We start from the raw sequence: 23,796 nt of genomic DNA, 5'->3' as shown, positions 1-23,796 counted from the left end.
CTCTCTCACCTGGGGCGCCACCAGCTGAGCACCTGCGCGCGGACCATTCCACCGTGGCGACGAGCAGGTTCTCGCCGACCTTGCCCGTCGCGTTCCTGGGCGACTCCCTCTCGATCACCTGGCAGACAGCGACACCGAGGGCGCTGAGGAGCGTGTTGATCTTCTGGCCTGTGAGGAGGCCTTCTATTCGGGGGCGTAGAAGGCGGTGGTCTTGGCGACGGTGGCGGCGACCAGGTCGGGCGAGCCGCCCGCGGCCTTGTGGGCCTCACCCCAGGCCCGGCTGCTCTCGGTGATGTAGCGCCGCCCCTCGCTGGTCTCGTGGAAGGTGTTCTCGTCGATCCCGTCCCGGCCGCCGGTGGACAGGTAAAGGCCCAGCCCCAGCAGCGCCAGGTCCCAGCCCACGCCGGTCGCGCCGGGCCCGTACTGGTCCCAGAACTCAGGCGGCACCTCGGCGCTGTGACGCAGCTCGAACAGCGTGCCGCCGTCCTGGGCGGACAGGCGCACCTCGACCTCCGAGAAGCCGGGGTTCTCGCCGAACAGCCAGCTGACCTTCAGCAGGCTGGGCGGCTCGCAGCGCAGGATCTCACCGCCCGCGTTGCCCTCGAGCTGGTACGTGCCCCCGACCCGCAGGTCGCCGCTCACGGGCAGGAACCAGCGGCGCAGCCGCTCGGCGTCGGTGCAGGCGTCCCACACGTCCTCGACCTCCGCGTCGTAGTGCCGTCGCAGCACCAGGGTCTTGACGTCGCCGTCCTTCAACTCGCGCTGAGCCTTCAGCAGCTCGTCCACGATGTCCATCAGGTGTCCTTTCCGTTTGTGCGGCGCTCGCGCTTGCCGCGGGCCAGCTCCGTCGCCAGCGCGTCCAGCCGCTGGCTCCAGAAGCCGCGAAATCGCTCCAACCAGAGATCGACCTCCTGCAGCGGCCCCGGCTCGACGGCATAAAGCCGCCGGGTGCCCTGGGCCCGCACACTGGCGAAGCCGTTGTCGCGCAGCACCCGCAGGTGCTGGGAGACGGCGGGCTGGGAGATGCCGAACTCGCGCTGGATGACGGCGGTGAGCTCGCCCGAGCTCTGCTCGCCGCCGGCCAGCAGCTCCAGGATCCGCCGCCGGACCGGATCGCCGAGGACGTCGAATGCGTGCACGGCCCGACTATTTCACGGCCTACTTATATAAGTCAAACCTGGGATAGCTGTCAGTCGTCCAGGCCGCGGGCGCTGAGCGCCTCTCCGAGGGCGTCGGCGTGCCGGAGCGAGCTGACCACCAGCGGCACGGCGAAGGCGCGCAGGCTGCGCTCGACCCCCCTGGCCCGCTGGGCCTCGCGGACCCGGGTGGCCAGCGCGGCCACGACCGGTACGCTGCGCACGGTCAGCGACAGCAGCAGCGACACCCGGAACGGGTCCAGGCCGACGAACCTGGCCGGGGCCAGGCAGCGTTCCAGCGTGTTCAGCATGTCCGACATGCGGGTGGTGAGCGTGACCAGCCCGGCCAGCGCCACGGCCAGCACCACGCGCAGGGTCGTCGACACCGCCCCCTGCAGGTCCACGAACACCCACTGCATCCCGAACAACGCCACCGCGAACCACCGCACCGGCTTGACCTGCGCCCAGGACGCCGCCACCCCGACCCCGGACAGCACATACAGCCCCGCCACGGCGACCGCCGCCCCGGCCAGCGCCAGCGGCGAGCGCAGCAGCACCAGCGCCGTGCACGCCAGCGCCAGCCCGGCCAGCTTGACCCCGGCCGGCAACCGGTGCAGCGGGGAGGCGCCGGGAACGTAGGCGCCGGTCAGGCCGTTCACGCCATGATCTTCCGGTAGTGGGCGATGGCCTCGTCCGGGGCGCCGTCGGCGACGATCCTGCCCTGGTCGAGCACCAGTACGCGGTCGAAGCCCCCCAGCAGCGGCAGGTCATGGGTGACCACCACCACCTGCTGCGGCATCTCCCGCAGCAGCTCGGCGACCTGGCGGGAGTGGCGCAGGTCGAGCAGCGTGGTCGGCTCATCCATGACCAGGATGTCCGGCTCCAGCACCATGACCGAGCACAGGGCGAGCAGCTGCTTCTGGCCGCCCGACAGGTGGTGGGCGGGGTGGTCGGCGTGCTCGCCCAGGCCGTACCTGGCCAGCACGTCGTGCACACGCGCCTCGACCTCCTGGCGCGCCAGGCCCTTGCGGCGCAGCGAGAAGGCCACGTCCTCGGCCACCGTCGGCATCACGATCTGCGCGTCCGGGTCGGTGAACAGGAACCCGACGCCCCGCCGGATCTTGGCGGCGCTGCGGCGGGTGTCGAGGCCGAGCACGGTGACGCTGCCCGAGGTGGGCTGGGCCAGGCCGTTGACCAGCCGGGCGAGCGTGCTCTTGCCCGAGCCGTTGGCGCCGACCACGCCGATGCGGTGCTCGGGCAGGGTGGCGGTGATGCCGCGCAGCACGTCCCGCTCGCCGAGCCGCACGTGCACGTCGGCGAACTCGATCACGCCGTACCGCCCGGAACGCGAACCTTAATCACGCCGCCCCTCCGTCCCGGCCAGGGCCGACCACCTCGAACAGGGCGGCCACGCCGAGCCCGCCGCCGACCGCGGCCGCGGCCAGGCCCAGCGTCCCCGGCGCGGCGCCCGCGCGGACCAGGCGGCTGAACAGCCTGGTCACCACGACCGCGCCGCTCGCGCCCCACGGATGGCCCAGGGCCAGCGCGCCGCCGTCGGCGCACACCCGTTCCTCGCCCATCGGGTTAAGCCCGAGCGCGTCGGTGACCGCCAGCACCTGTGCCGCGAACGCCTCCACGATCTCCACCGCCGCGACCCGTTCCAACTCCACCCCCGCACGCGCCAGCACCCGCCGCACGGCGGGCACCGGGCCCCAGCCGGGCAGCTCGGGATCGCACCCGACGACGGCCCCGGCCACCAGCCGCATCCCCGGCAGGCCCGCGCGCAGCCGCTCGGGCACGATGGCCACGGCCGCGGCACCGTCGCTGACCGGGGAGGAATTACCGGCCGTAACTGTACCGTCCGCCACGAACGCCGCGGGCAGCCGGGCCAGCGACGCCGCCCGCAGCGGCCTGGGCCGCTGATCGTCGTGGCGCCCGCCGATCGGGACGATCTCCTCCTTGAACCGGCCCGCCTCCCGGGCGGCCAGCGCCCTGGCGTGACTGCGGCAGGCGTAGGCGTCCTGGCGATCCCGGCCGATGCCGCGCGCCGCCGCCAGCGCCTCGGCGGCCGGACCCATGTCGGGGTCGGGCCGTCCGTCCGGGGTGAAGGGCGCCCTGGGGTACGGCTCCGTCGCGCCTCGATGGGTACGCAGGGGCGCGGTCGAGGCGCTCTCCACTCCCCCGGCGATCACCAGCTCCATCTCGCCCGCGCGTACCGCCTGGGCGGCGACCAGGATCGCGGCCACCCCGCTGCCGCACTGGCGGTCCACCGTGAGGCCGGGCACCTCCTCGCCCAGGCCCGCCGCCAGCGCCGACACCCTGGCCACGTTGCCGCCCGGCCCCATGCAGTTGCCCAGCACCACGTCATCGATCCGCCGCCCGGCCAGGTCGCGCGCGACGGCCGCGATCACGGGCGCGGCCAGCCGGTCGACGGTCAGCTCCTTGAACGCGTGCCCGGCCGTGCCGATGGGGGTGCGCCGCGCCGCCACGATGACGGGATCGTCGGGCCGGGGCCAGGCCGACACGGTCATGGGTTCGTGACGCATGTCAGGTCAGCCGCCGGATGTCGGGGTCGCCGCCCGCCAGCCGGGCCGCCACCAGGGCGCGGGCGGGCTTGCCCGCCTGCGTGCGCGGCAGGCTCGGCACCGCGTACCAGCGGCGCGGCCGTTGCGCCGCGTCCAGGCCGCCCCTGGCCATCGCCTCCAGCAAGGCGCGCGGCGGGAGCTCGGCGCGCTCGGCCTCGATGACCGCGGTGACGACGGAGCCCAGCGACGGGTGCGGCGAGCCGATCACCACGATGTCCCCCACGCCGGGCACCTTCCTGAGCACCTCTTCCACGTCCTCGGGCACGACGGTGGCGCCGCCGGTCTGGATCGCGCCGTCACCGCGGCCGCGCACCCGCAGCACCTCTCCTGCCCGGTACGGCTCCGCCACGTCGCCCACGGTCACCCAACCGTCACCGTCACGCCGGAGCGGCCCGGCGGCCTCGCCCAGGTAGCCGTCGGCCAGCCACGGCGAACGCACCCACACCTCACCGAGAGAGCCGGCAGGCGCGGGCCTGACCTCGATCTCCACGCTCGGAAAAGGGCGCAGCCCACCCCCGTCGGCGTCCACCGCCACGAAAGACAGCTCGCCGGCCCCGTAGTAGGACACGACCCGGACCCCCGCCCGCACGGCCGCCGCCCGCGTGTCCGGGTCGAGGGCCGCGCCGCCCACCACGGCGGTTCGCAGCGTCCCCGGGTGTGCCAGCACGTCGGGCAGCCGGTGCGGCACCAGGTGCACGACGGTGGCCCTGGCCAGCAGGCCGCCCAGTGCTCTTGAAGGCCAGCGGCCCGGTAGGAGGGCCGTCGCGCCGGTGGCCAGGGTGTGCACGGCGGCGAAGGCGTACAGGCTTGACACCAGCGGGCCCGGGATCAGCACGACGTCGTCCTGGCCGATCCCGGCCAGGGCGCTGAGGTGCGGGAACGACGCCGTCCATGACGCGCGGGCGCGCACGATGGCGCGCGGCCTGCCGGTGCTGCCCGAGGTGAAGCACGCCCACGCCCGATCCCCGGGTCCCGGCTCGTACGTCACCGCAGGGCCCGCCACGTTCGGCAGCGGCGCGTCCACCTGAACGCCGGGACCCGCCGCGTGCGGTGACGCCGGGACGACGCGCGACCACCGCTCCCGGTCCCACGTGGGGTCGCCCACCAGCGGCGTCGCGCCCGCCAGGTCCGCCGCGAGCGCGGCGGTGAGCACCTCGACCGGGTCCGCGAGGCCGATCGAGACCAGCCGGCCCGGCCCGATGCCGAGGCCGAGCAGGTGGCGGGCCGCGCCGTGGATCCGGTCGGCGAGCTGGGCGTAGGTGAGCTCCCCCGCGGGGCCGCACACCGCCAGGCGCGAAGGGCGCTCGGCGGCTTGCCGCAGAACGTGTTCCGCTACGGGCATCGGGCGGTCAACGCCCCCCGCCGGTACGCAGCCGCTCCTGGTGCACGGCGGGGACCGCGTCCGGGTAGGCACGCTGCGTGCCCCTGGTCACGATGGACGCCAGCACCGCCTTGATCAGGTCGCCGGGCAGGAAAGCGGTGCTGAGCAGCGCCGCACTCCCCACGGACACGCCGGTGACGGCCGCCTGGACGGGGATGCCGAACAGGTAGACCACGCCGACGCCGCCAACCAGGCACGCCACTGTCAGGCGGACGATGCCCGGATTGCGGCCCGCCCGCTCGACGAGCCAGCCCGTCACCGCCGCGCCCGGGATCCAGCCGATCAGGAACCCGGCCGACGGCCCGGCGAACACCGCCAGCCCGCCGCGCCCGCCCGCCAGCAGCGGCAGTCCTGCCGCGACCAGGATGAGCAGCACCACGACGGCCAGCGCGGCCCGCCACGTGCCGAGGATCGCGCCCGCCAGCATCACGCCGAGCGTCTGGAGCGTGATGGGCACCGTGTTGCCGAAGACGTTCAGCGATCCGGGCAGGCCGAGCACCGCGATCAGCGCTGCGAACACAGCCACCCGCGCCAGGTCGCCCGTGGGGAACCCGCGTCTTTTCTCTTCGTCCTTCATGAGGTCGATCCCACACCAGAACACCCTGGTTCAGGCATGGAGGTATCCCACAACTTTCCGTGCGTTCATCTGCGAACGACCGATACCGCTCCCACAAACCGCTCTTGTCATGCGGCCAGGCGGAGGGCCCTGGCCACGTCGGAGGTGGACGAGGAGGTCTCCGTCGAGGTGTAGCCGTCGCGCAGAGAGGCGTCCAGGTCCTTCAGCCCGTTGCCGCTCAGCGTGATCACGATCCGCAGCCCCGGCTCCAGCGCGCCCCGCGCGTGCTGCTCGAGCAGGCCCGCGACGCCCGCCGCCGAGGCGGGCTCGACGAAGACGCCGTCACGGCGGGCCACCATCCGGTACGCCGCGAAGATCTGCTCGTCGGTCACCGCCGCGATCAGCCCGCCCGATTCGTCGCGGGCGGCGACGGCGCCGTCCCAGGTGGCCGGGTTGCCGACGCGGATCGCGCTGGCCTCCGTACGCGGATCGGCCACGGGCGCGCCGTGGACGAGCGGGGCCGCCCCGGCCGCCTGGAAGCCCCACATGCGCGGCAGCCGGCCGGCCAGGCCGGCGCCGTGGTAGTTGCGGTAGCCGCCCCAGGTGGCGGTGATGTTGCCGCCGTTGCCCACCGGCAGGCAATGCACGTCGGGCGCGTCGCCGAGGGCGTCCACGATCTCGTAGGCGACCGTGCGCTGCCCGGCCAGGCGCAGCTCGTTGCCGACGGAGTTGACCAGCGCGATCGGGTGGTGCGCGGCCAGTTCGCGGGCCACGCGCAGGCAGTCGTCGAAATTGCCGTCGATCTCGACGATCTCGGCGCCGTACCGTACGGCCTGGCTCAGCTTGCCGAGCGCGATCCGCCCCTTGGGGACCAGCACGGCGGCCGTGACCCCGGCACGGGCGGCGTAGGCGGCGGCCGAGGCGCTGGTGTTGCCGGTGGAGGCGCAGATGACGGCCTGCGCGCCCGCCTCGGCCGCCCTGCTGATCGCCACCGTCATGCCGCGGTCCTTGAACGAACCCGTCGGGTTGGCACCCTCCACCTTCAGCCAGACCTCACAGCCGGTGAGCTCCGACAGGTGCGCCGAGCGCAGGAGCGGGGTGTTGCCCTCGTTGAGCGAGACGGACGGGGTGTCGGCGGTGACCGGCAGCCAGCGCCGGTAGTCGCTGTCGATCAGACCATGCCAGGTTCTCATGCCGGAACCGTAACACTTGTTTCATATGGTCTGGCAAGCCGGAGATGATGTAACATTTGTCATTGTGGAGAACGACCCGGTGGCCGACCGCCTCAGCGCCGTCTATCCCGAGCTGCCGCCCGGAGAGCGGGCGATCGTGCGGGTGCTGCTCGACGACTATCCGTTCGCGGCGCTGGGCTCGCTGCGGGCGCTGGCCGAGCGCGCCGGGGTGAGCCCGCCCACGGCGTCGCGGCTGTTCGACCGCCTGGGATACGCCGGGTTCGCCGACTTCCAGGCGGCCGTGCGTGACGGGGCGCGGGACCGGTCGCGGCTGCTGGAGTTCGTGACGCGCTCGCCGGACACGGTCGAGAGCCCCGCGCCCGGCAGGAAGGTGCCCGAATTGCGGCGCGCCGCCGAGGACCTGCGTACGGGCCTGGACAGCACACTCGCCGCCGTCACCGATCCGCTGCTCGAAGCCTCGGCGGCCCTGCTCGCCGAGGCCGGGGCCGTGTGGGCGCTGGGCGGGCCGCTGAGCGAGCTGGCCGCCGAATACCTGGTCCGCCAGCTCGCCAGCCTGCGCCCCGGCGCGCGCAGGGTGCCCGAGTCCGCGCAGGCCCGGGCCCGTACCGTGCTGGACCTGAGCGGCTCCGACGTGGTGGTCGCCTACGACTTCCGGCGATACTCCCCGGACACCGCCCGCTTCGTGCAAGCCGCCCGCGCCCGGGGCGCGCGGCTGCTGCTCGTCACCGACGCGTGGGAGTCGCCGCTGTCGGCCGAGGCGGAGGTGCTGATCAGGCTGCCGCGCGAGGCCGCCGGGCCGATCGCGCCGCTCGCGCACGAGATCGCCGTCACCGAGCTGCTGCTCGTGGCCACAGCCGCCCGCCTGGCGCCCGCCCGGCGCCTGGCGGAGCTCGAGGCGCTCACGCAGACGTTGTGAAAGGGCTCAGCCTGCCTTGGCGAGCCGCTTGTAGAAGAAGCTGCAGTCCTGGAGCGTGCCGTCCGGGGATCCGGCGTAGTCGGGGACGATGCCGAAGCGGGTCCAGCCGCCGGTGAGGTAGACCCGCTCGGCGGTGCTGCCCGTCTCGGTGTCCAGGAGCAGCAGGTCGGCGCCGGCGTCGAGGGCGGCCTGCTCCGCCGTGGCCAGCAGGGCCCGTGACAGGCCCCGGCCCCGTGCGTCGCGGTGGACCATGAGCTTGACGATCTCGGCGCGGTGGCGGGCGTTCGGCTTGCGTGCCAGGGCCAGGCTGATGGTGCCGGTGATGACGCCCTCGTCGCGGCTCGTCCAGACCAGGAGGCTGCCCCCGGCCACCGCCGGGGCCTGCGCCCGCCACCAGGCGGCGGCCTGTTCATGGTCGAACGGCGCCAGGAAGCCTACGGACGCGCCGCTGTCCACGGCGTCGACCAGGAGCTCGGCCAGGGCCTTGACGGTGGCGTCGAACTCCTCCGCGGCCAGGCGTTCGATGGTGTGCATGCGATTCCTCATCTGAAGTCGGTCATGGGAGCACGAGCAGGAGGGCGTAGCGGGCCGGGGACGGGCCGGGGCAGCGGAAGCGGGAGGCGCCCCACAGCCGGAAGCGCAGGCAGTCGCCGGCCTCGACGGTGTGGGTGTGGCCGTTCGCGGTGATCTCCACCGCCCCCTCCAGCATCCAGATGTGCTGCTCCAGCCCGGGCACCGGAGGCGTTTCGTATGAGATGTCCGCTCCCGGGCGCAGTGTCGCCTCCACGACCTCGCCGCGCAGCCCGGGATGCGGTGGCGACACCGAGCGCCGGACGAACCCCGACTCCTCATCCCGGAAGACCGTCTGCGTGTCGGCCCGTACGAGCTGCGGCGGCTCGGACTCCACCTCGGCCAGCAGCCGCGACATCGTCCGCTCGTACACGCTGCACAGCTTGCCGAGCAGGGCGGCGGTCGGGCTGATCTCGCCCCGCTCCAGCCGCGACAGCGTCGAGCGGCTGATCCCCGACCGGCTCGCCAGCTCCTCCAGCGACCAGCCCCGCTCGAGGCGCAGCTCAGCGAGCCGGCCGGCGAGCCGGGCCTCGACCTCCTCCACATGTCTCACATTCGGGAATATATCCCATATGCGAGATCACCGTCGACGCCGCACCTTGATGTCGCGCATGTCCGTCACCGCGAGCTGCAGGATCTCGTGCGGATGCCCGTGCGCCTCCAGTGCGGCCATCGCCCCCAGCGCCGCCTCGTCCTCGCCGTCGTCCCGCCCGGCGGGCACCTGGCAGCGGAAGGTGAACGCCGTGACGCTCTGGTCATGGGTGAACGTCCCCGCCTCGGTGTAGGCGGCACCGCTCGCGGCCAGCACGGCGGCCCGGCCGGCCTCGTCGAGCTTCTTGAACTTCCCCCTGATCGTCACCCTGAACACCGCTCACTCCTCTCGTACGGCGTAGGCCAGCACCTGCTCGCCCAGCACGCCTTCGGCAACATCCAGCAACTCCAGCACCGCCCCGGCGATCGCCTCCGGCTGCTCCCCCGCCGCCGTGCGGCGGCCGATCTCGGCGTAGACCAGCGCGTGCAGGCATCCGATGTGCCAGGCCATCACCCGCGGCAAGGGATCGCCCGCGCTCGCCCCGGTCTCCGCGGCCAGCTCGGCGGCCAGCGCCTCGGTCATCCGGTGGCCGAGGTCCTGCAGCCGGGCGGCCAGCGTGGGGGCGGCCCGCATCATCTCCAGCACCGGCCCGAAGCCCGGCGTCAGCCCGACCGTGCGCTCACGCCCGCGCACCTCCTCGCGCAGCCGCGCCAGGACCGCGGCGGCCGGCGACTGGCCCGGCGGCCGCTGCCGCACGATGCCGGCCAGCCGATCCGGCGAGGCCTCCTCCGGTGGCAGGACGAGATCCTCCTTGGCCGCGAAGTAGTTGTAGACGGTGTTCACCGACACCTCGGCGGCCTCGGCGACCTCCGCGATCGTGACGTTCTCGAAGCCGCGCGCCACGAACAGCCCGACGGCCACGTCCGAGATGCGCTGCCTGGTCTGCCGCTTCTTCCGCTCCCGCAGCCCCTCACCCATGCTTGGAGTCTACTGCAATCTTTAAGCGGATTGCAGTTTTCGGGCGCGGTGGACAGCGCCGCCCAGAGCATGATCACATGGGCTGCCCTATCAGCTCACCGTCCGGAGTGCCCCATGGTCACGCGCAAAGTCATCAGGTCCTTAGTTCTCACTGCTCTCCTCGTGAGCGTGAGCACGCCGGGAGCGGCGGCGGACGCTGAACCCACAAGTCCGACATCTCCGGGACCGGTCTACAAAACGGTCACCGATCGGAGCGGCCTTCTCTCGCTCCAGACTTTTGGCCGTCCCGACGGCAAGGACATGGTTTTCCGGATTTCCGGCAGCGTGTACGCCAACGTCGAAGGCAACAGCCTCGACCCGGCGATCCGGCACGGCCAGAAGTTGTTCAACATCGAGGGCTACAACATCAGGCGCCTGTACCGGGTGCCGGACACGACGCAGCTCTACCAGCTCTCCCGCGAGATCGTCTTCTACACCGACCCGGCTGACCCCACCAGGATCCTGCGGGAATGGAAGAACCCGATCGACCAGAAGACCTATCCGGTCATCCCCATCAACAACGACACGGTGAATTTCGGCCCGTTCAACGTCACCTCCTCCTACGCCGGTCCGCCGCTGCGCACGTTGCATGATGAGACCGTGTGGACCAGTGACATCCCCGTGCGGGCCGACTTCGGCACCGCGCTCGGCGAGCGGTTCGGGCTCGTGGGCGGCGTGTACGCGGCGCAGGAGATGTTCGACTTCTCCGTCGACGACCGTGAGGTGGCCGCCAGGACCAACCCGGGCACCGTCCCCGCCGGCGCCATGAAGACGAAGATCAGCTGGGCGCGTACGAGCCCGTGGACGCCGTTCATGTGCCTGGCGGAGAGCGAGGTGCGCGGCCAGCTCACCTACCACGCCCGCAGCTGGTCGCTGAACTCCTACGCCGAGGTCGAGCCGTGGCTGCGCGCCGAGGTCGAGGCGAACCACCCGCTCTACAAGGCCGCTCCCAGCGCGCCCGGCGCCAGCGAGAACTCCTGGAGCTCCTTCTACAACAAGCAGCTCGGCAAGGGCGCCACCACCTGGGCCGGCTGGTGCGCGGCCAACGGACGCCAGTGACCGCGTACACGGCCCTGGCGCTCCAGATGGAGACCAGGGCCGTCAACGCCGCGCCGGACCCGCGTGCCGCCATCCGCGCCGCCATCGAGCGGATCGGCGAGCAGGTCGGCGGCAGCAAGGCCTGGCTCGGCCGCGACCTGCGCCTGGTGGTGCTGCCCGAGTACGTCATGACCGGGTTCCCGATGCGCGAGAGCTTCGCCGAGTGGCGCGAGAAGGCCGCGCTCGACCCCGGCGGACCCGAGTACGAGGCGCTGGCCCGGATCGCCGCCCGGCACGAGGTGTTCCTGTGCGTGAACGCCTATGAGCGCGACGAGCACTTCCCCGAGCTGTACTTCCAGGCCTCGGTGATCCTGTCCCCGCAAGGGGAGGCGGTGCTGCGTTACCGCAGGCTGCACTCGATGTTCACGCCGAGCCCGTACGACGTGTGGGAGCGCTATCTGGAGATCTACGGCATCGACGGCGTGCTGCCGGTGGCCCGCACCGAGATCGGCAACCTGGCCGCGCTCGCCTCGGAGGAGATCCTCATGCCGGAGCTGGCCCGCGCGCTGGCCCTGCGCGGCGCCGAGGTCTTCTGCCACCCCACCTCCGAGGCCTCCTCGCCGGCGCTGACCCCGAAGGCGATCGCCCGCCGCGCCCGCGCCGCCGAGAACCTCGCCTACGTGGTCTCGGCCAACAGCGGCGGCCTGCGCGGCATCGCGATCCCCGGCGACTCCACCAACGGCGGCTCAGAGGTGCTCGACCACCAGGGACGGGTGCTCGCCCAGGCCGGCCAGGGCGAGTCGCTGGTGGCCGCCGCCGAGCTGGACGTCGGCGCGCTGCGCCGGCTGCGGCGGCGGCCCGGCATGGGCAACCTGCTGAGCCGGGTCAAGACCGGGCTGTGGGCCGAGGAGTACGCCAGGCACGACGGGGAGCGCCCAGAAGGCTTGTCGCAGGGCGCGCGCGAGCGCGCGTGGTTCGCCGCCAGGCAGGTCGAGGCGATCGAGCGCCTGTACGGCTCCGGCTAGCCCGCCGGCCGGCCGGGCTCCTGGACCACCATGGATGCCACGTCCACCTGCGACTTCAGGTAGCCGAACTCGTACATCAGGTCGGCCACCCGCTGGATGCGCTTGGGGCTGAGCGAGGTCGGGAAGGTGCCCATCGCCATCGTCATCACCGCCTGCTTGGGCGTCTGCGTGTAGAGCGGGACGACCTCGGCCAGCTCGGCGCGGTTGGTCGCCGCCAGGCGCTGCGCCTTGGCGACCGCGCGCTGGAAGGCGGCGGTGGTGTTCGGGTGCGCGGCCACCCATGCGTCCGTGGCGGCCAGGCCGTCGATCGGCAGCGCGTCGGTGGGCCCCGTGTTGGTGTCGAGCAGCAGCCGGGCGCCGGCCTGCTGGGCGGCCGACAGGAACGGCTCCACCATCCACGCCGCGTCGACCTGCCCGCTCGTGAGCGCGGCCAGCTGGGCCTGGAAATCGATGGCGACGAACTTCACCTGTTTCGGCGTCACTTCATGCGCCTTCAAATGGGCGCTCATGGACATGGTGCCCAGGTTGTTCAGCGAATTGACCGCGATCGTCTTGTCCAGGAGGTCTTTCGGGGTCTGCAGCGGGGAGTCCTTGCGTACCACGACGCCCGCGATGCCGGGCGCGGCCTGCAAACTATCTGAAAGGATCTTCAATTTAGCCGCGCCGCTGTCCTGGATGTTGATCAGCGAGACGTAACTGCCCTTGAAGATGTCGATGCTGCCGTTGAGGATCTTCGGCATGACCGCCTGCGGCGCCTGGATGATCTCCGTCTTGATGGTCAGGCCCTCGGCTTTGAAGAACCCCTTGCGGTCGGCGATGAACACCGGCGCCGAGGAGGGTGTGGGGCTGACGCCGATGGTCAGCGTGGGCTTCTCCAGGCTTCCCCGTGGAGCCGCGCCGGCGACGGAGCCGGTGCCGCCGCACGCGGCCAGGGTGCCGACGGCCAGGAACGCCAGGAACGCGCGGAAAGCAGAGCCGGATTCCATTGTGGTTTCTCCTTGCCAGGTCACGCATCCGAAAGACCGCGCTCAACGCCCTGACAAGCGAGAACCGGCGGCAGTCACGCGGACAGTCGATGATCGTACAGCAGAGTTTGCGGTAATTGCCATGAAATGTCCGACAGCTGGATTGGTGGTCAATCAACCATTCCAATGGGAGTCACGTGCTTTGTAAGGTTGGCCTAGCTCGTCGGCGTGTGCTCAAATTGCTCTTCGTCTCCGGGCGCGCAGCACACGCCTCGCATGCCGGCGTGCATTCAGGCGAAAGAGTGGGGAGTCTGTGACGAAGCAACCGACCGCGGTCGGGCCTCGCCCTCGATTAGCACACGCCCACAGGAGGCATCGGCGCCGGCTGCGGCTGCGCGACTGGCGGGTGCGCGCGCGTCTCGTCGCCCTGATCGTCATCCCCACCGGAGTGGGCGTCGTGGTCGGCGCCCAGCAGGTCATCACCTCATGGGCCGCGGCCGGCCAGTACCAGCAGGTGCTGGACAAGGCCGAGCTCGGCGATGCCATCATCGAGCTGACCCACCAGCTCGCCCACGAGCGGGACCTCGCGGTCCACTACATCGGCGCCGGCCGCACGCCCGAACGCGAGCAGCCGATGCGCGGGCAGTTCGCCCCCGTCGACCTGGCGGCAGCCGCCGTCCGCGCCAAGGCCCGGGCGATCACGCCGGATCACGGTGAGGGCGCCTGGACCATCACCCAGCAGGTGCTCAGCCGCCTGCCGGAGATCGCCGCGACCCGCGACACCGTGCTGAAGACCCAGCTGCTCGCCCTGCCCGCGCTGACGAAGTACTCACAGATCATCAACGCCTTCGAGCAGTTCCACGACCAGATCGGCCAGGGCGGCGACCAGGAGGCTCTGGCCAACAGCGTCCGGGCGCTGTCGGCGCTGGCCAAGGCGCACGACGCCGCCTCGCAGCAGCGTGGCCTGCTCGCGGCGGTGGCCTCGGCGGGCCGCTTCCAGAGCGGCGAGCTCGACCGGTTCATGGCCGCCCGCGCCCAGCAGGAGAGCGAGGTCTCGGTGTTCCGGTCGGCGGCCACGCTGGACGAGCTGCAGACGTACGACGACACCGTCACCGGCACGCTGGTGGACCGCGCAGAAGTGATCAGGCTGCGCGCGCTGGCCCAGGTCACCGAGGGCAGCCGGATCGACATCGACCCGGAGGCCGACGACGACGCCGACCGCTGGTTCCAGGCGATCAGCGGCACCGTCGACGGCATGTGGACGGTCCAGCGGCGCCTCGGCGAGTCGATCATCGTGCAGAGCCGCACGCTGCAGGACTCCGCGCGCCGCGAGGCGCTCCTGGCCGCGACCTACAGCCTCCTGCTGCTGCTCGCGGTCCTGATCGTCACCGCCATCATGGCCCAGTCGCTGGTCAGGCCCCTGCGCAGGCTGCGTACGGAGGCGCTGCACATCGCCGGCGTCCGCCTGCCCAGGACCGTGCGCACGCTGCGCGAGACACGCGACGAATCCACCGTGGCCATCGCCCCCATCGGGGTCGACTCCCTGGACGAGGTCGGTGAGGTCGCCCGCGCCTTCGACGAGGTCCACCGTCAGGCCGTCCGGCTGGCCGGCGAGGAGTCCAGGCTGCGCGCCGACGTCAACGCCATGTTCGTCAGCCTGTCCAGGCGCAGCCAGACCCTGGTGCAACGGCAGATCAAGCTCATCGACGGGCTGGAGCGGGGCGAGCAGGACGAGCAGCGGCTGGCCAGCCTGTTCCGGCTCGACCACCTGGCCACCCGCATGCGGCGCAACAACGAGAACCTGCTGCTCCTGGCCGGCCAGGAGCCTCCCAGGCGGTGGAACAAGCCGGTCAGCGTGGCCGACGTCGTACGCGCGTCCCTGTCGGAGGTGGAGAACTACGAGCGGGTCAAGGCCCGGATCGCCACCGGCAGCGCCGTCTCCGGGCAGGCGGTGAACGACATCATCCACCTCGTGGCCGAGCTGCTGGAGAACGCGCTGTCGTTCTCGCCGCAGAACTCCCCGGTCGCCGTCGACGCCGACACCGTCGACGGCGCCGGTGGCGGTGGCGGTGGCGGTGGCGGCATCGTGCTGACCATCACCGACACCGGCATCGGCATGGTCCCCGCCGAGCTCGCGCAGGCCAACGAGCGCCTGTCCCGCGCGCCCGCGGTGGACATCTCGGTCTCGCGCCGCATGGGCCTGTACGTGGTCGCCCGGCTGGCCCACCGCCACGGCATCCGCGTGCAGCTGCGCCAGAACGACGCCAGGGGCCTGACAGCGACGGTGTTCTTGCCGGAGGCGCTGCTGCAGCCGCCCGCCTACCCGACGCCGGGCGCGGCCTCGCCCTTCGGCCGGCCGTTCGCCGGCTCCTGGGAGGCTGGCCCGCCCGTGGTGCAGCCGCCGCGCCAGCGCACGCCGGACATGGCCGACTGGCCGTCGTTCGCCACCGATCCCGGGCCCGAGAAGCCAGCGGCGGGCTGGTCCGGCTGGTACGGCACATTCGACACGCCCGCGGCCAGAGCACGCTTCGACCTCCTGCGAGGCGGCACCCCCGGCCCTGACCCCGATTTCCGCGGCCCGATCGCCAATGGCTCGGGTTCGGGCGGCGCCCGGCCCGTCCCCGGCGACCCGCTCTCCGGCAGCCTGGACGGCCCCGCCGCCGACGGCTACCTGCCGATCTTCGCCGCGGTGGAGTCGGCCTGGTTCAACCGCGACAAATCCGACAGCGGCTGGGGCTCGCCCCAGGTCGACGCCGGGTGGAGCGCCGCCGAGGCCGCCGCCAGCCCGGCCAACGACGGCACCACCGCCTCCGGCCTGCCCAAACGTGTGCCCAAGGCCAACCTGGTGCCCGGCAGCGCCGAGACCGCCTCGGCGCCCAAGGGCGTCGTCCCCATCCCGCAGATCTCCCCCGAGGAGATCCGCGAGCGGATGGCCGGTTACCAGCGGGGCTTCCGAGCCGCACGCGACGAGATCAGCACGCGCAACATTCCTCCCTTCACAGCAGGGAGCACGATCCGCGAGGAAGGCCTATGATCCGCGACAGCAACCTCGACTGGTTGATCACCGACTTCGTCCGGTCCGTCCCGGGCGTCGCCCACGCCGCCGTCGTCTCCTCCGACGGGCTGCCGCTCGCCGTCTCGGCCGGATTTCCCCCCGAGCGCGCCAATCAGCTGGCCGCCGTCGCCTCGGGGCTGGCCAGCCTGACGCAGGGCGCGGCCTCGCTGTTCGGCGGCGGCCCGGTCGTCCAGACCGCCGTCGAGATGCAGCGCGGGCTCATGCTGAACGTCGTCATCGGCGACGGATCCTGCCTGGCCGTGCTGGCCGCCCCCGACTGCGACATGGGCGTGGTGGCGTACCAGATGACGCTCCTGGCCGACCGGGCCGGGCAGGTGCTCACCCCGGAGCTGCGCTCCCGTCAGATCAGGTGAGCGCGGATGACGGACCCGCGCTGGGGCGGCGGCTGGCGGCCGCCGCCCGACCCCGACGAGCAGGACCAGGACTCGCCCGTCCGGCCCTACGCCGTGACCGGCGGGCGTACCGCGCCGCGCATCAAGCTGGCGATGGAGGCCCTGGTCTGCTCCGCGGACGCCCCGCCGCACGCCTTCGCCCTCATCACCCCCGAGTACGCCGCCATCAGTGAGCTGTGCCGGCAGGTCCGCTCGGTGGCCGAGGTGGCGGCGGTGCTGGAGATCCCGCTCGGGGTCGCCCGCGTGCTGATCGCCGACATGGCGGCCGAGGGGCTCCTGCAGCTGCACCATCCGCAGCTGCCCGGCGGACGGCCGGATCCCAGGCTGCTCGAACGCGTGCTCAGCGGACTGCAACGGCTCTGAGCACGCATCCCCCCGCGCCAGCCCGTACGGGACACTTCCGGACGAATGCCAGGATTGGGCCATGGAAGCGGGGGTGCTGTACGGGCGAAAGCCCGAAGAGGACGCGATCGCCGAACTGCTGGCGCGAGCCCGGGCGGGCAGCAGCTCGTCGCTGGTGCTGCGCGGCGAGCCGGGCATCGGCAAGACGGCGTTGCTCGACCACGCCGCCGCGGCGGCCGGGGACATGCGGCTGGTCCGCGGTACGGGGGTCGAGTTCGAGGCGGAGCTGCCGTTCTCGGGGCTGCAGTTGTTGCTGCGCCCGGCGCTCGGATCCCTCGGCGCGCTGCCCGGCCCGCAGCGCGAGGCGCTGGAGGCCGCGTTCGGGCTCGAGCCCGGATCCGGCGCCGAGCCGATGCTCGTGGGGCTGGCGGTGCTCTCCCTGCTGGCGGAGCACGCGGATGAGACGGGGCTGCTGTGCCTCGTCGACGACGCGCAGTGGCTCGACCGGGCGTCGCGGGAGGCGCTCCTGTTCGCCGCCCGGCGCCTGCACGCCGAGGGCGTGGTCATGATCTTCGCCGCCCGGGACGGCGAGGGATCCTTCCCCGCCCCCGGCCTTGCGGAGCTGCGCCTGTCCGGGCTGGCCCCGGAGGCGGCCGCGGCCCTGCTCGACCGGCATCCGCTCGCGCCCGCCGTGCGCTACCGCCTGCTCGCCGAGGCCGGCGGCAACCCGCTGGCGCTGCTGGAGCTGCCGGTCGCCCTGGCCGCCGAAGGCGGCAGCGCCTTCTCACCGGGGGCGCTCCCCCTCACCAGCCGCCTGCAACTGGCCTTCCACGGCCAGGTCAGCCGGATGCCGGAGGCCTGCCAGAACGTGCTGCTCGTGGCGGCGGCCGACGAGACCGGCGAGCTCGCCGTGATCCTGCGTGCCGCCGCCGCCCTGGGGGCGTCCGTCGAGGACCTGTCTCCCGCCGAGCGGGCCGGTCTGGTGCTCCGCGGCGACGCCGACGGCACCGTGATCCGCTTCCGCCATCCGCTGATCCGCGCCGCCGTCTACCAGCGGGCGCCGCTCGGGCAACGCCTCGCCGTCCACCGCGCGCTCGCCGCCGCCCTCGACTCGCCCGAGCACACCGACCGCCGGGCCTGGCACCTGGCGGCCGCCGCCACCGGACCTGACGAGGAGGCTGCCGCCGCTCTGGAACGCACCGCCGCCCGTGCCCGCGAGCGCAGCGGTCACGAGGCGGCCGCGGCGGCGTACGAACGGGCCGCCCGCCTGAGCGTCGAGCCCGCCGCCAGGGCGCACCGCGAGGCCCTGGCGGCGGAGGCGGCGCTGGAGGCGGGTGACCTGGAGCGTGCCAGAGCCTTCGGCAGCCGCGCGGCCCGGCGGCCGGACGAGGACCCGGCGGCGCAAGCGCGGATCGCCCAAGTGCGGGCGCTCGCGGACTTCTGGCAGGGCTCCTACCCCGCCGCCCACCGGTTGCTGCTGGACGGCGCCGAGCTCATCCGCGACACCGATCCCGGCCAGGCCGCCGTGCTGCTGATCCAGGCCGTTCACACCTCCTGGTACCTGGGCGAACGGCAGCTCGCGGCGACGCTGGACCGGCTGGTCGCGCTCCCGCTGGAGGAGGCGGATCCACTCGCGCCGGTGGGGCCCTACCTCGTCCACCTCGACCGGGGCCGTTCCGAGCGCCCGCCGCCGCTGGGCGACACCCTCGCGGCGGTGCGGCAGCGAGGCCGGGTCCCCGACCAGGTGTTGATGATCCTCTGCGGCGCGGCACTCGCGTTGGGCCAGGACGCCGACGCCTACGAGCTGGCATCCGCGCTCGCCGCCGAACACCGCACCCGGGGCGGCGCCGGGCGGCTGCCGACGGTGCTGTTCTTCATGGCCGAGGGCGAGGTGTTCACCGGACGCCACCTGGACGCGCTCGCCACGGCGACCGAGGCCCTGGGGCTCGCCCGCGACACCGGCCAGCAGCAGTGGGTCAGCCAGTTCAGCAGCGTGCTCGCCTACCTCGACGCGGCCAAGGGCGAGGAGGCAGCCTGCCGGCGCAACGCCGAGGAGGGGCTGGCGGGCGCCACCGCCGGGGCCATCGCCCCAGGCGCGCCGTGGGCGCACTGGTCGCTCGGGCTGCTTGACCTCGGTCTCGGCCGCGCCGAGGCGGCGCTCGCCCGCTTCGACCGCCTGACCCGCGAGCCGATGCGCCATCACATCTGCGCCACCCGTTCCATTCCCGACCTGGTGGAGGCGGCCGTACGGGTGGGGGCGCCGGAACGCGCCGCCGAACCTCTGGCACGCCTGGAGCGGTGGGCCGGGTCGGTCCGGCAGCCGTGGGCCGACGCGCTCGTGCTGCGCTGCCGTGGCCTGCTCGCCGCCGACGAGCAGGCGGAGACGTTCTACACGGCGGCTCTCGAACTGCACGACCAGGACAGCCGCGCGCTGGAGTACGCCAGGACCGCGCTGCTCCACGGGGAGTGGCTGCGCCGGGCTCGGCGCAAGGCCGAAGCGCGCGGGCCGTTGAACGCCGCCCTGGAGGTCTTCGACCGGCTCGGCATGCGGCCGTGGGCCGAACGCACCCGCGGCGAGCTCACCGCGACCGGCGCCCAGGACCAGGGCCCGAGGCCCGCCGAAGGCGTGGCCGCCGGCCTCACCCCGCAGGAACTGCAGATCGCCCGGCTCGCCGCGCAGGGCCTGTCCAACCGCGACATCGCCGCGCAGCTCTTCCTCAGCCACCGAACGGTCGGCTACCACCTCTACAAGGCCTATCCCAAGCTCGGCATCGCCTCCCGGAGCGAGCTCAAGGATTTCGCCGATCAACTAGGGCTGTGACATCCTGTCCCGGTGATCGCTCAGGAACAGGTGCTACCTGGACAAATACTCCCCGTGGACGTCGATGAGGTCCCGCCGGTCGAGCTGGCTCCCGGCATCCACGTACGGATGCTCCCGGGCATGCCGGGCATCAGGACGTGGGTGATCGATCTCGCCCCCGGCGCCGAATGGCCGGACCTCGACGTCCACGAGACCTACGGCGAGGCGTACTTCGTCGTGAGCGGCGAGCTCATCGAGGGCGACCGCACCCACGGCCCGGGCACCTACGTCGCCTTCGGCCCCAGGACGAGCCACCGGCCCCGTACGGAGACCGGTGTGCGCGCCTTCGGCTTCAACTACGACGTCACCACCTGACGAAGGTCAGAGCGCCTTCCTGAGTTCGGCGCCCATCGCGGCCGAGTCATGGTCGGGCTCGACACCTTCGACGATGATCACCTCGCCCTCCAGGTGGTCCGCCCGCAGCGACACGATCGCCTGGTAGGCGGCCGACTCGTACCAGTCGCGCGCGTTCTCCACCGACGGGAACTCGAGCATGACGACGCTGCCGGACCACTGGCCCTCGCGGACGTCCACCGCTCCCCCATGGACGACGAAGCGGCCGGAGAACGGGTCCATCGTCGACTGGATCCTCTCCAAATACTCCGCCACGTCCGGGTGCTGCTTCTCCGGATCACGAAGGTGCGCGATCACATAGGCGTTCATGGTTCCTCCTCAGACATTCATGGACGGCAGGGGGCGGACCGGTGTTCAGACTCCGGCCGGCACCTTGTCGAGGAAGCCGAGCACCTGGCTGATCCGCCCGTCGTCACCGACCACCGCGACGTCGAAGCCGATGACGATCGGCTCGGCGCCCTCCGGGCCCAGGTGCCAGGTGAACCGCGCGATGTTGTGGTGGGCGTCCACGGCGCCGCCGAGGCTGAAGACCAGCCCGCCGAACTGCCCCTGGACCGCCGCGATGGTGGCGTCGAGCCCGTCCCTGCCCTGAACGGAGACCAGCGGGTCGGTGTACACCGCGTCCTCGGCGAAGACCTCGGCCAGCACCGCCTGCCGCGCGGCGGCGTCGGTCTCGTTCCATGCGGCGAGGTAGCGCTGGACCAGCTCGTTCATGTCGCTCATGTCTCTCTCCTCAGTGGTCGTGCTCTCTTGTGACCACCAACTTAGGGAGACGGGGACGACGGGGAATCTGACGCTCTTAAGTACTTCCGCCCACGCCTTCAGTAGGGGTCGCCGTAGCATCCGCCGACGGGCTGCTCGGCGACCTGCACACCGTGCTCGGCGACGACTGGAAGTGCGCACACGCGTTGACGGATATCCCCTCTCCCACCTGCGGCTCTCAAGACCGCCGCACCACCCACGCGTGCATCGGTACGTGGTCCGACCATCGTTTCCTGGCGTAGTCGACGAAGCAGCCCCGCATGCGGCCGTCGCCGACGAACACGTAGTCGATCTTCCGCTTGCGGGTGACGTAGGTCCAGCGGTTGCGCGGGTCGCACTCGTCGCGACCCGCGTAGGCGGTGGCGGCATCGCGCGGCACCAGGTTGAGGTCGCCGCCGACGACACCCCGGCCGAGCTTGAACAGCTCGCGAAGCTGTCTGCGCCGGTAGGGCGCGCCCTCCTGCCTGTCGTCGTAGATCGAGCCGGACGAGAAGTGTGCGGTGCACAACGCTCGGTCGGCCGTACAGACCACGTACCTGCGGGTGCCCCACGGCGGCGTGGTCAGCGCGTGCACTTCGAAGCGAGCGTCCTGCTCGGCTACGGCAAGTGTGACGCTCTGCGCCCCGCGCGCTCTGCCGTTCCAGTCGGGGGAGCACTGGTACGACGAGCCATCCGGGTGGGCGAACCCGGCCGACTTGATGCTCCATGCTCGGCCGGTACGTGCCTCCAGCTCGCGCTCCAGGTCGGCGTCCGCGCCCGTACAGAACTCCTGGAGGAAGATCACGTCCGCCTTGGTGGCCAGCACGGCAACGTGCCAGGCCAGCTCGGCGGTGGTGCGGCGGAAGAGGGGGCAGCTGCTGTACGTGCCTGCGCAGACATTCCACGTCATCACGTGAAGCACAGGGGCCTGCGCGGGCAGGTGAAGGGATAACAGCCCGGCGATCACGAGATATCTGATCATCACCGGTATTTCATCACGCGCGGGCGGGAGCGTCCTCGATTGTGTGGTTGTTGTCCATCCATCGATGAGGACGGCACTCTTCCGGCGGAGGATGGTGACGGTGTCCGGGAGACTGATGTTGACCTCGGCAGACCGGACCTCAGGGCCCTCATCTTCGACGCTCTCTGTCCGGGGCGATGACGATCGTGACCCGGTAGTGGTGGGGCGTCTCGTCGACGGGGTGGCCGTCGGCCTCGATCCAGGCATGGGCGCCGAACGGGTGAACCCGTACGCCCGCGCACCAGGTGGGCCAGGATCCGCGCAACCGGCACAGCAGGGCGGCGGCGATGGAGCGGGGCAGGCAGCCTTCCCCGGCGCACGACAGGCTGACCGCGATCACCGCGTCCCGTGCCGCTCCGGCCTGCTCGGCGGTGGCGGGCGCGGCGCCGCGGCGGGCGAACATGAGCACCGCGCGGATGCGGGCCGGCGGCAGGCGGGCGATCAGGTGCGCGGCGGCCACGGCGGACAGCGCCGGCAGGCGGCGGCGCCAGGGCAGGCTGGGCCGGTCGGCGGGCACCATGGACACGCTCATCGCGTCTGCTCCCAGTCGACGGTCTCGACGATCAGGTTCGCGGCGCGCAACTGCGCGACGAGCGCGGCGATGTCCGCCTCGGCGGTGGGCGTCGCGGCCGGATGGATCCGGACGAGGTCGCGGGCGGCCCCATCCGGGCCGTGTCCGGCCAGCAGGCTGCGCAGGACGAGCGCGGCGGTGGCGTTCAGCTGGCGGTAGTGGCCGGTGTGCTCGTCCAGGAGCACGGCAACCTCGTCGATCGGGGTGAGAGTGACGCCGGGGCGAAGGCTCACGCGCACGACTCCTCCTGGGCGGGGGTAGGCGAGAAGGGCTCGTAGCCAGTTCTCGGCGGCGATGAAGACGTCGAGTGCCAGCACGCCCGGCCCGCCCTCGGCCGGGGTGCGCACGCAGGCCCGGCGCAGGGCGGCGGCGTCGGCCAGGCCGCGCTCTACCAGCAGCGAACCGTCGAGCAGGGTCAGGAGCTGGCCGCGGTGGCGGCACAGCCCCTGGTAGATCTCGGCCGAGAACTCCCCCTTGGTGGTGCGTTCCAGGCATTCGGCCGGCATGACCGGGCGCATCGCGGCCCGGGTGAGCGGCTTGTAGGCGCCGGGCACCGCCCGCTGGGCCAGAGCGCCGCCGGGTGGCGATGGGCCAGGTCGGGCAGGTAGCAGTCGGGCAACAGGGTGACCTCGTCACCGCCGTGCCCGGTCAGGCGCCTGGTCGCTCCCCGCCCGGCCAGCAGTGCCGAACTCGCCAGTTCGCGGGCGCGGGCTCGTACGGCTCGTTGCGCTCGTTGTCGATCATGACAGGTCCCTTCGTCGGTGCGGCGGATCGCCGTGTCACCGTCAGTGAAGACTCACGCTCCTGCTGTCCAACAGGGGTTCGGCCGTACTCGGACAGACTCGGCACCGCGGTGGAAGGTCAGGAGATGCTCCGTGCGAGTCTTCGCCCGCCGCCCGTACGAGCGGAGGGCATCCGGGTCGACCTGAAGCTGCTCGGCCAGCCGCACGACCGCCGCGTGGCGGATGCTACGGCGACCCCCAGTGCGCGGCCGACTCGCCACGTGCCGGCGTGGCGGCCTCCCTGTAGTCCCGGGGAAATTTCCAACGGATTTGCCTGACCTGCACTGATGTCGCCATCTCCGAGATCGGCAATCCGCGGTCTCGCTGGGGGCTGCTTGAGCTGCTCGCGCAGGTAACGGTGGCACCAATGGTCGCTTGCCGTTCAGTGACGGTTGGAGCGTGTCCAGGTCAGGACTCGCGCCCTGCGGTCCCGTTACCTTTTCTCTTCAGGAAAGAGCCCTGAAGTAACCTGGCCGCATGCCCGCGCAGACCCCCGGCTCGGCCGCCGCGCCCGCCCAGCCGGATCGGCTGAATTCACTTGTGGATCGAGCGCTACCTGGGGGCAGAACTGGCTAAAAGGGGCAGTGCTCCCTTCTATCCCGCCATGTTCGAGCTGTAACCCTCGCGGGCACGTCGTTGACACATGAGTGTCAGGTCTGGCGCTATCTGGCCGGGGACCTCCAGCCTATTTGGCCGGGGACGATCATGTTGATCAGCCCGAATTGTCAGGATGAGCTCCAAGA

At 72.2% G+C, this 23,796-nt stretch carries 26 protein-coding genes; 8 read left to right on the top strand and 18 right to left on the bottom strand.

Translation table 11 applies throughout. The annotated features are described in order from the left end of the window. Nucleotides 1-183 precede the first annotated feature (183 nt). The 8 genes from ACIBVN_RS58160 to thrC all read right to left on the bottom strand — a co-directional run bounded on the left by ACIBVN_RS58160 (nt 184) and on the right by thrC (nt 6,851). Nucleotides 184-795: an SRPBCC family protein gene (locus tag ACIBVN_RS58160; RefSeq protein ID WP_397151092.1), complete on the bottom strand. Its 612-nt coding sequence runs from the start codon at nt 793-795 to the stop codon at nt 184-186. Next, nucleotides 795-1,139, bottom strand: coding sequence for an ArsR/SmtB family transcription factor (locus tag ACIBVN_RS58155; protein ID WP_397151090.1), 345 nt, complete (start codon nt 1,137-1,139; stop codon nt 795-797). The genes ACIBVN_RS58160 and ACIBVN_RS58155 overlap by 1 nt, the downstream gene beginning before the upstream one ends. Nucleotides 1,140-1,189: 50 nt before the next feature. Continuing rightward, on the bottom strand, nt 1,190-1,795 hold the full coding sequence (locus ACIBVN_RS58150; protein ID WP_397151088.1) for an energy-coupling factor transporter transmembrane component T family protein: 606 nt from the start codon (nt 1,793-1,795) through the stop codon (nt 1,190-1,192). Further along, complete coding sequence (locus tag ACIBVN_RS58145) at nt 1,792-2,466, bottom strand: energy-coupling factor ABC transporter ATP-binding protein (protein ID WP_397151086.1); 675 nt, start codon at nt 2,464-2,466, stop codon at nt 1,792-1,794. The genes ACIBVN_RS58150 and ACIBVN_RS58145 overlap by 4 nt, the downstream gene beginning before the upstream one ends. 28 nt (nt 2,467-2,494) lie before the next feature. Then, a complete protein-coding gene (locus tag ACIBVN_RS58140; RefSeq protein ID WP_397151084.1) occupies nt 2,495-3,682 on the bottom strand; it encodes a thiolase family protein in 1,188 nt (395 codons plus the stop codon). A 1-nt stretch (nt 3,683) separates the two neighbouring features. After that, nucleotides 3,684-5,063, bottom strand: coding sequence for a class I adenylate-forming enzyme family protein (locus ACIBVN_RS58135; RefSeq protein ID WP_397151082.1), 1,380 nt, complete (start codon nt 5,061-5,063; stop codon nt 3,684-3,686). 7 nt (nt 5,064-5,070) lie between these two features. Continuing rightward, nucleotides 5,071-5,679, bottom strand: coding sequence for a biotin transporter BioY (locus tag ACIBVN_RS58130; RefSeq protein ID WP_397151080.1), 609 nt, complete (start codon nt 5,677-5,679; stop codon nt 5,071-5,073). 107 nt (nt 5,680-5,786) lie between these two features. Beyond that, entirely contained in the window at nt 5,787-6,851 is a 1,065-nt protein-coding gene (thrC, locus tag ACIBVN_RS58125; RefSeq protein WP_397151078.1) for a threonine synthase, read from the bottom strand. A gap of 64 nt (nt 6,852-6,915) precedes the next feature. On the opposite strand from thrC, the gene ACIBVN_RS58120 reads away from it, so the two are divergent. Further along, entirely contained in the window at nt 6,916-7,767 is an 852-nt protein-coding gene (locus ACIBVN_RS58120; protein ID WP_397151076.1) for a MurR/RpiR family transcriptional regulator, read from the top strand. Between the two features lie 6 nt (nt 7,768-7,773). Here ACIBVN_RS58120 and ACIBVN_RS58115 read toward each other — a convergent pair whose 3' ends face one another. From ACIBVN_RS58115 to ACIBVN_RS58100, 4 genes are read right to left on the bottom strand one after another with little or no spacing between them, the layout of a single operon-like run. Further along, nucleotides 7,774-8,301: a GNAT family N-acetyltransferase gene (locus tag ACIBVN_RS58115; protein WP_397151074.1), complete on the bottom strand. Its 528-nt coding sequence runs from the start codon at nt 8,299-8,301 to the stop codon at nt 7,774-7,776. 22 nt (nt 8,302-8,323) lie between these two features. Further along, on the bottom strand, nt 8,324-8,890 hold the full coding sequence (locus tag ACIBVN_RS58110) for a helix-turn-helix domain-containing protein (RefSeq protein ID WP_397151072.1): 567 nt from the start codon (nt 8,888-8,890) through the stop codon (nt 8,324-8,326). Nucleotides 8,891-8,917: 27 nt separating this feature from the next. Continuing rightward, a complete protein-coding gene (locus ACIBVN_RS58105) occupies nt 8,918-9,205 on the bottom strand; it encodes a DUF6204 family protein (protein ID WP_397151070.1) in 288 nt (95 codons plus the stop codon). Nucleotides 9,206-9,208: 3 nt separating this feature from the next. Beyond that, nucleotides 9,209-9,847 carry a TetR/AcrR family transcriptional regulator gene (locus ACIBVN_RS58100; protein WP_397151068.1) on the bottom strand — a complete coding sequence of 213 codons (639 nt, stop codon included), beginning with the start codon at nt 9,845-9,847 and terminating at the stop codon, nt 9,209-9,211. A 300-nt stretch (nt 9,848-10,147) separates the two neighbouring features. Between ACIBVN_RS58100 and ACIBVN_RS58095 the strand changes: the two genes are divergently transcribed. Both ACIBVN_RS58095 and ACIBVN_RS58090 read left to right on the top strand, forming a co-directional pair. Continuing rightward, nucleotides 10,148-10,945 (top strand): DUF1838 family protein, encoded by a 798-nt coding sequence (locus tag ACIBVN_RS58095; protein WP_397151066.1) that lies wholly within the window; start codon nt 10,148-10,150, stop codon nt 10,943-10,945. Further along, nucleotides 10,942-11,949, top strand: a complete 1,008-nt coding sequence (locus ACIBVN_RS58090; RefSeq protein WP_397151064.1) for a nitrilase-related carbon-nitrogen hydrolase — start codon at nt 10,942-10,944, stop codon at nt 11,947-11,949. The genes ACIBVN_RS58095 and ACIBVN_RS58090 overlap by 4 nt, the downstream gene beginning before the upstream one ends. Here the strand turns inward: ACIBVN_RS58090 and ACIBVN_RS58085 are convergent. Then, nucleotides 11,946-12,935 carry an ABC transporter substrate-binding protein gene (locus tag ACIBVN_RS58085; RefSeq protein ID WP_397151062.1) on the bottom strand — a complete coding sequence of 330 codons (990 nt, stop codon included), beginning with the start codon at nt 12,933-12,935 and terminating at the stop codon, nt 11,946-11,948. The genes ACIBVN_RS58090 and ACIBVN_RS58085 overlap by 4 nt on opposite strands. A gap of 292 nt (nt 12,936-13,227) precedes the next feature. On the opposite strand from ACIBVN_RS58085, the gene ACIBVN_RS58080 reads away from it, so the two are divergent. The 5 genes from ACIBVN_RS58080 to ACIBVN_RS58060 all read left to right on the top strand — a co-directional run bounded on the left by ACIBVN_RS58080 (nt 13,228) and on the right by ACIBVN_RS58060 (nt 19,899). Next, nucleotides 13,228-15,948 carry a nitrate- and nitrite sensing domain-containing protein gene (locus tag ACIBVN_RS58080; RefSeq protein ID WP_397151060.1) on the top strand — a complete coding sequence of 907 codons (2,721 nt, stop codon included), beginning with the start codon at nt 13,228-13,230 and terminating at the stop codon, nt 15,946-15,948. Next, complete coding sequence (locus tag ACIBVN_RS58075) at nt 15,945-16,343, top strand: roadblock/LC7 domain-containing protein (protein ID WP_397151058.1); 399 nt, start codon at nt 15,945-15,947, stop codon at nt 16,341-16,343. Before ACIBVN_RS58080 ends, ACIBVN_RS58075 begins: the two co-directional genes overlap by 4 nt. A gap of 6 nt (nt 16,344-16,349) precedes the next feature. Further along, nucleotides 16,350-16,745 (top strand): DUF742 domain-containing protein, encoded by a 396-nt coding sequence (locus tag ACIBVN_RS58070; protein WP_397151056.1) that lies wholly within the window; start codon nt 16,350-16,352, stop codon nt 16,743-16,745. 61 nt (nt 16,746-16,806) lie between these two features. Further along, the gene (locus tag ACIBVN_RS58065) at nt 16,807-19,545 is read left to right on the top strand and encodes an AAA family ATPase (RefSeq protein WP_397151054.1); all 2,739 of its coding nucleotides are present in this window, start codon (nt 16,807-16,809) and stop codon (nt 19,543-19,545) included. A gap of 12 nt (nt 19,546-19,557) precedes the next feature. Further along, nucleotides 19,558-19,899 carry a cupin domain-containing protein gene (locus tag ACIBVN_RS58060; protein WP_397151053.1) on the top strand — a complete coding sequence of 114 codons (342 nt, stop codon included), beginning with the start codon at nt 19,558-19,560 and terminating at the stop codon, nt 19,897-19,899. 6 nt (nt 19,900-19,905) lie between these two features. Here the strand turns inward: ACIBVN_RS58060 and ACIBVN_RS58055 are convergent, their stop codons facing one another. The 5 genes from ACIBVN_RS58055 to ACIBVN_RS58035 form a co-directional block, all read right to left on the bottom strand. After that, entirely contained in the window at nt 19,906-20,247 is a 342-nt protein-coding gene (locus ACIBVN_RS58055) for a DUF1330 domain-containing protein (protein WP_397151051.1), read from the bottom strand. A gap of 45 nt (nt 20,248-20,292) precedes the next feature. Beyond that, on the bottom strand, nt 20,293-20,661 hold the full coding sequence (locus ACIBVN_RS58050) for a nuclear transport factor 2 family protein (protein WP_397151049.1): 369 nt from the start codon (nt 20,659-20,661) through the stop codon (nt 20,293-20,295). 217 nt (nt 20,662-20,878) lie between these two features. Continuing rightward, complete coding sequence (locus ACIBVN_RS58045) at nt 20,879-21,661, bottom strand: endonuclease/exonuclease/phosphatase family protein (protein WP_397151047.1); 783 nt, start codon at nt 21,659-21,661, stop codon at nt 20,879-20,881. 148 nt (nt 21,662-21,809) lie between these two features. Next, nucleotides 21,810-22,232, bottom strand: coding sequence for a lasso peptide biosynthesis B2 protein (locus ACIBVN_RS58040; RefSeq protein WP_397151045.1), 423 nt, complete (start codon nt 22,230-22,232; stop codon nt 21,810-21,812). Next, complete coding sequence (locus ACIBVN_RS58035) at nt 22,229-22,825, bottom strand: lasso peptide biosynthesis PqqD family chaperone (RefSeq protein WP_397151043.1); 597 nt, start codon at nt 22,823-22,825, stop codon at nt 22,229-22,231. Before ACIBVN_RS58035 ends, ACIBVN_RS58040 begins: the two co-directional genes overlap by 4 nt. Between the last annotated feature and the right edge of the window lie 971 nt (nt 22,826-23,796).

The sequence above is a fragment of the Nonomuraea sp. NPDC049400 genome, assembly GCF_044466425.1.
In the GTDB taxonomy this organism is placed as follows: domain Bacteria; phylum Actinomycetota; class Actinomycetes; order Streptosporangiales; family Streptosporangiaceae; genus Nonomuraea.
Note: the sequence above shows the minus strand (reverse complement) of the source record. Positions and strands in the feature narration are given on the sequence as shown.

Bases quoted from the DNA above. Each gene is read 5' to 3' on its own strand.
- ACIBVN_RS58130 (WP_397151080.1), bottom strand. From the start codon at position 5,679: ATGAAGGACGAAGAGAAAAGACGCGGGTTCCCCACGGGCGACCTGGCG.
- ACIBVN_RS58070 (WP_397151056.1), top strand. From the start codon at position 16,350: ATGACGGACCCGCGCTGGGGCGGCGGCTGGCGGCCGCCGCCCGACCCC.
- ACIBVN_RS58160 (WP_397151092.1), bottom strand. From the start codon at position 795: ATGGACATCGTGGACGAGCTGCTGAAGGCTCAGCGCGAGTTGAAGGAC.
- ACIBVN_RS58095 (WP_397151066.1), top strand. From the start codon at position 10,148: ATGGTTTTCCGGATTTCCGGCAGCGTGTACGCCAACGTCGAAGGCAAC.
- ACIBVN_RS58040 (WP_397151045.1), bottom strand. From the start codon at position 22,232: ATGAGCGTGTCCATGGTGCCCGCCGACCGGCCCAGCCTGCCCTGGCGC.
- ACIBVN_RS58135 (WP_397151082.1), bottom strand. From the start codon at position 5,063: ATGCCCGTAGCGGAACACGTTCTGCGGCAAGCCGCCGAGCGCCCTTCG.
- ACIBVN_RS58100 (WP_397151068.1), bottom strand. From the start codon at position 9,847: ATGGGTGAGGGGCTGCGGGAGCGGAAGAAGCGGCAGACCAGGCAGCGC.
- ACIBVN_RS58085 (WP_397151062.1), bottom strand. From the start codon at position 12,935: ATGGAATCCGGCTCTGCTTTCCGCGCGTTCCTGGCGTTCCTGGCCGTC.
- ACIBVN_RS58050 (WP_397151049.1), bottom strand. From the start codon at position 20,661: ATGAGCGACATGAACGAGCTGGTCCAGCGCTACCTCGCCGCATGGAAC.
- ACIBVN_RS58065 (WP_397151054.1), top strand. From the start codon at position 16,807: ATGGAAGCGGGGGTGCTGTACGGGCGAAAGCCCGAAGAGGACGCGATC.
- ACIBVN_RS58115 (WP_397151074.1), bottom strand. From the start codon at position 8,301: ATGCACACCATCGAACGCCTGGCCGCGGAGGAGTTCGACGCCACCGTC.
- ACIBVN_RS58075 (WP_397151058.1), top strand. From the start codon at position 15,945: ATGATCCGCGACAGCAACCTCGACTGGTTGATCACCGACTTCGTCCGG.
- ACIBVN_RS58045 (WP_397151047.1), bottom strand. From the start codon at position 21,661: ATGATCAGATATCTCGTGATCGCCGGGCTGTTATCCCTTCACCTGCCC.
- thrC (WP_397151078.1), bottom strand. From the start codon at position 6,851: ATGAGAACCTGGCATGGTCTGATCGACAGCGACTACCGGCGCTGGCTG.
- ACIBVN_RS58055 (WP_397151051.1), bottom strand. From the start codon at position 20,247: ATGAACGCCTATGTGATCGCGCACCTTCGTGATCCGGAGAAGCAGCAC.
- ACIBVN_RS58140 (WP_397151084.1), bottom strand. From the start codon at position 3,682: ATGCGTCACGAACCCATGACCGTGTCGGCCTGGCCCCGGCCCGACGAT.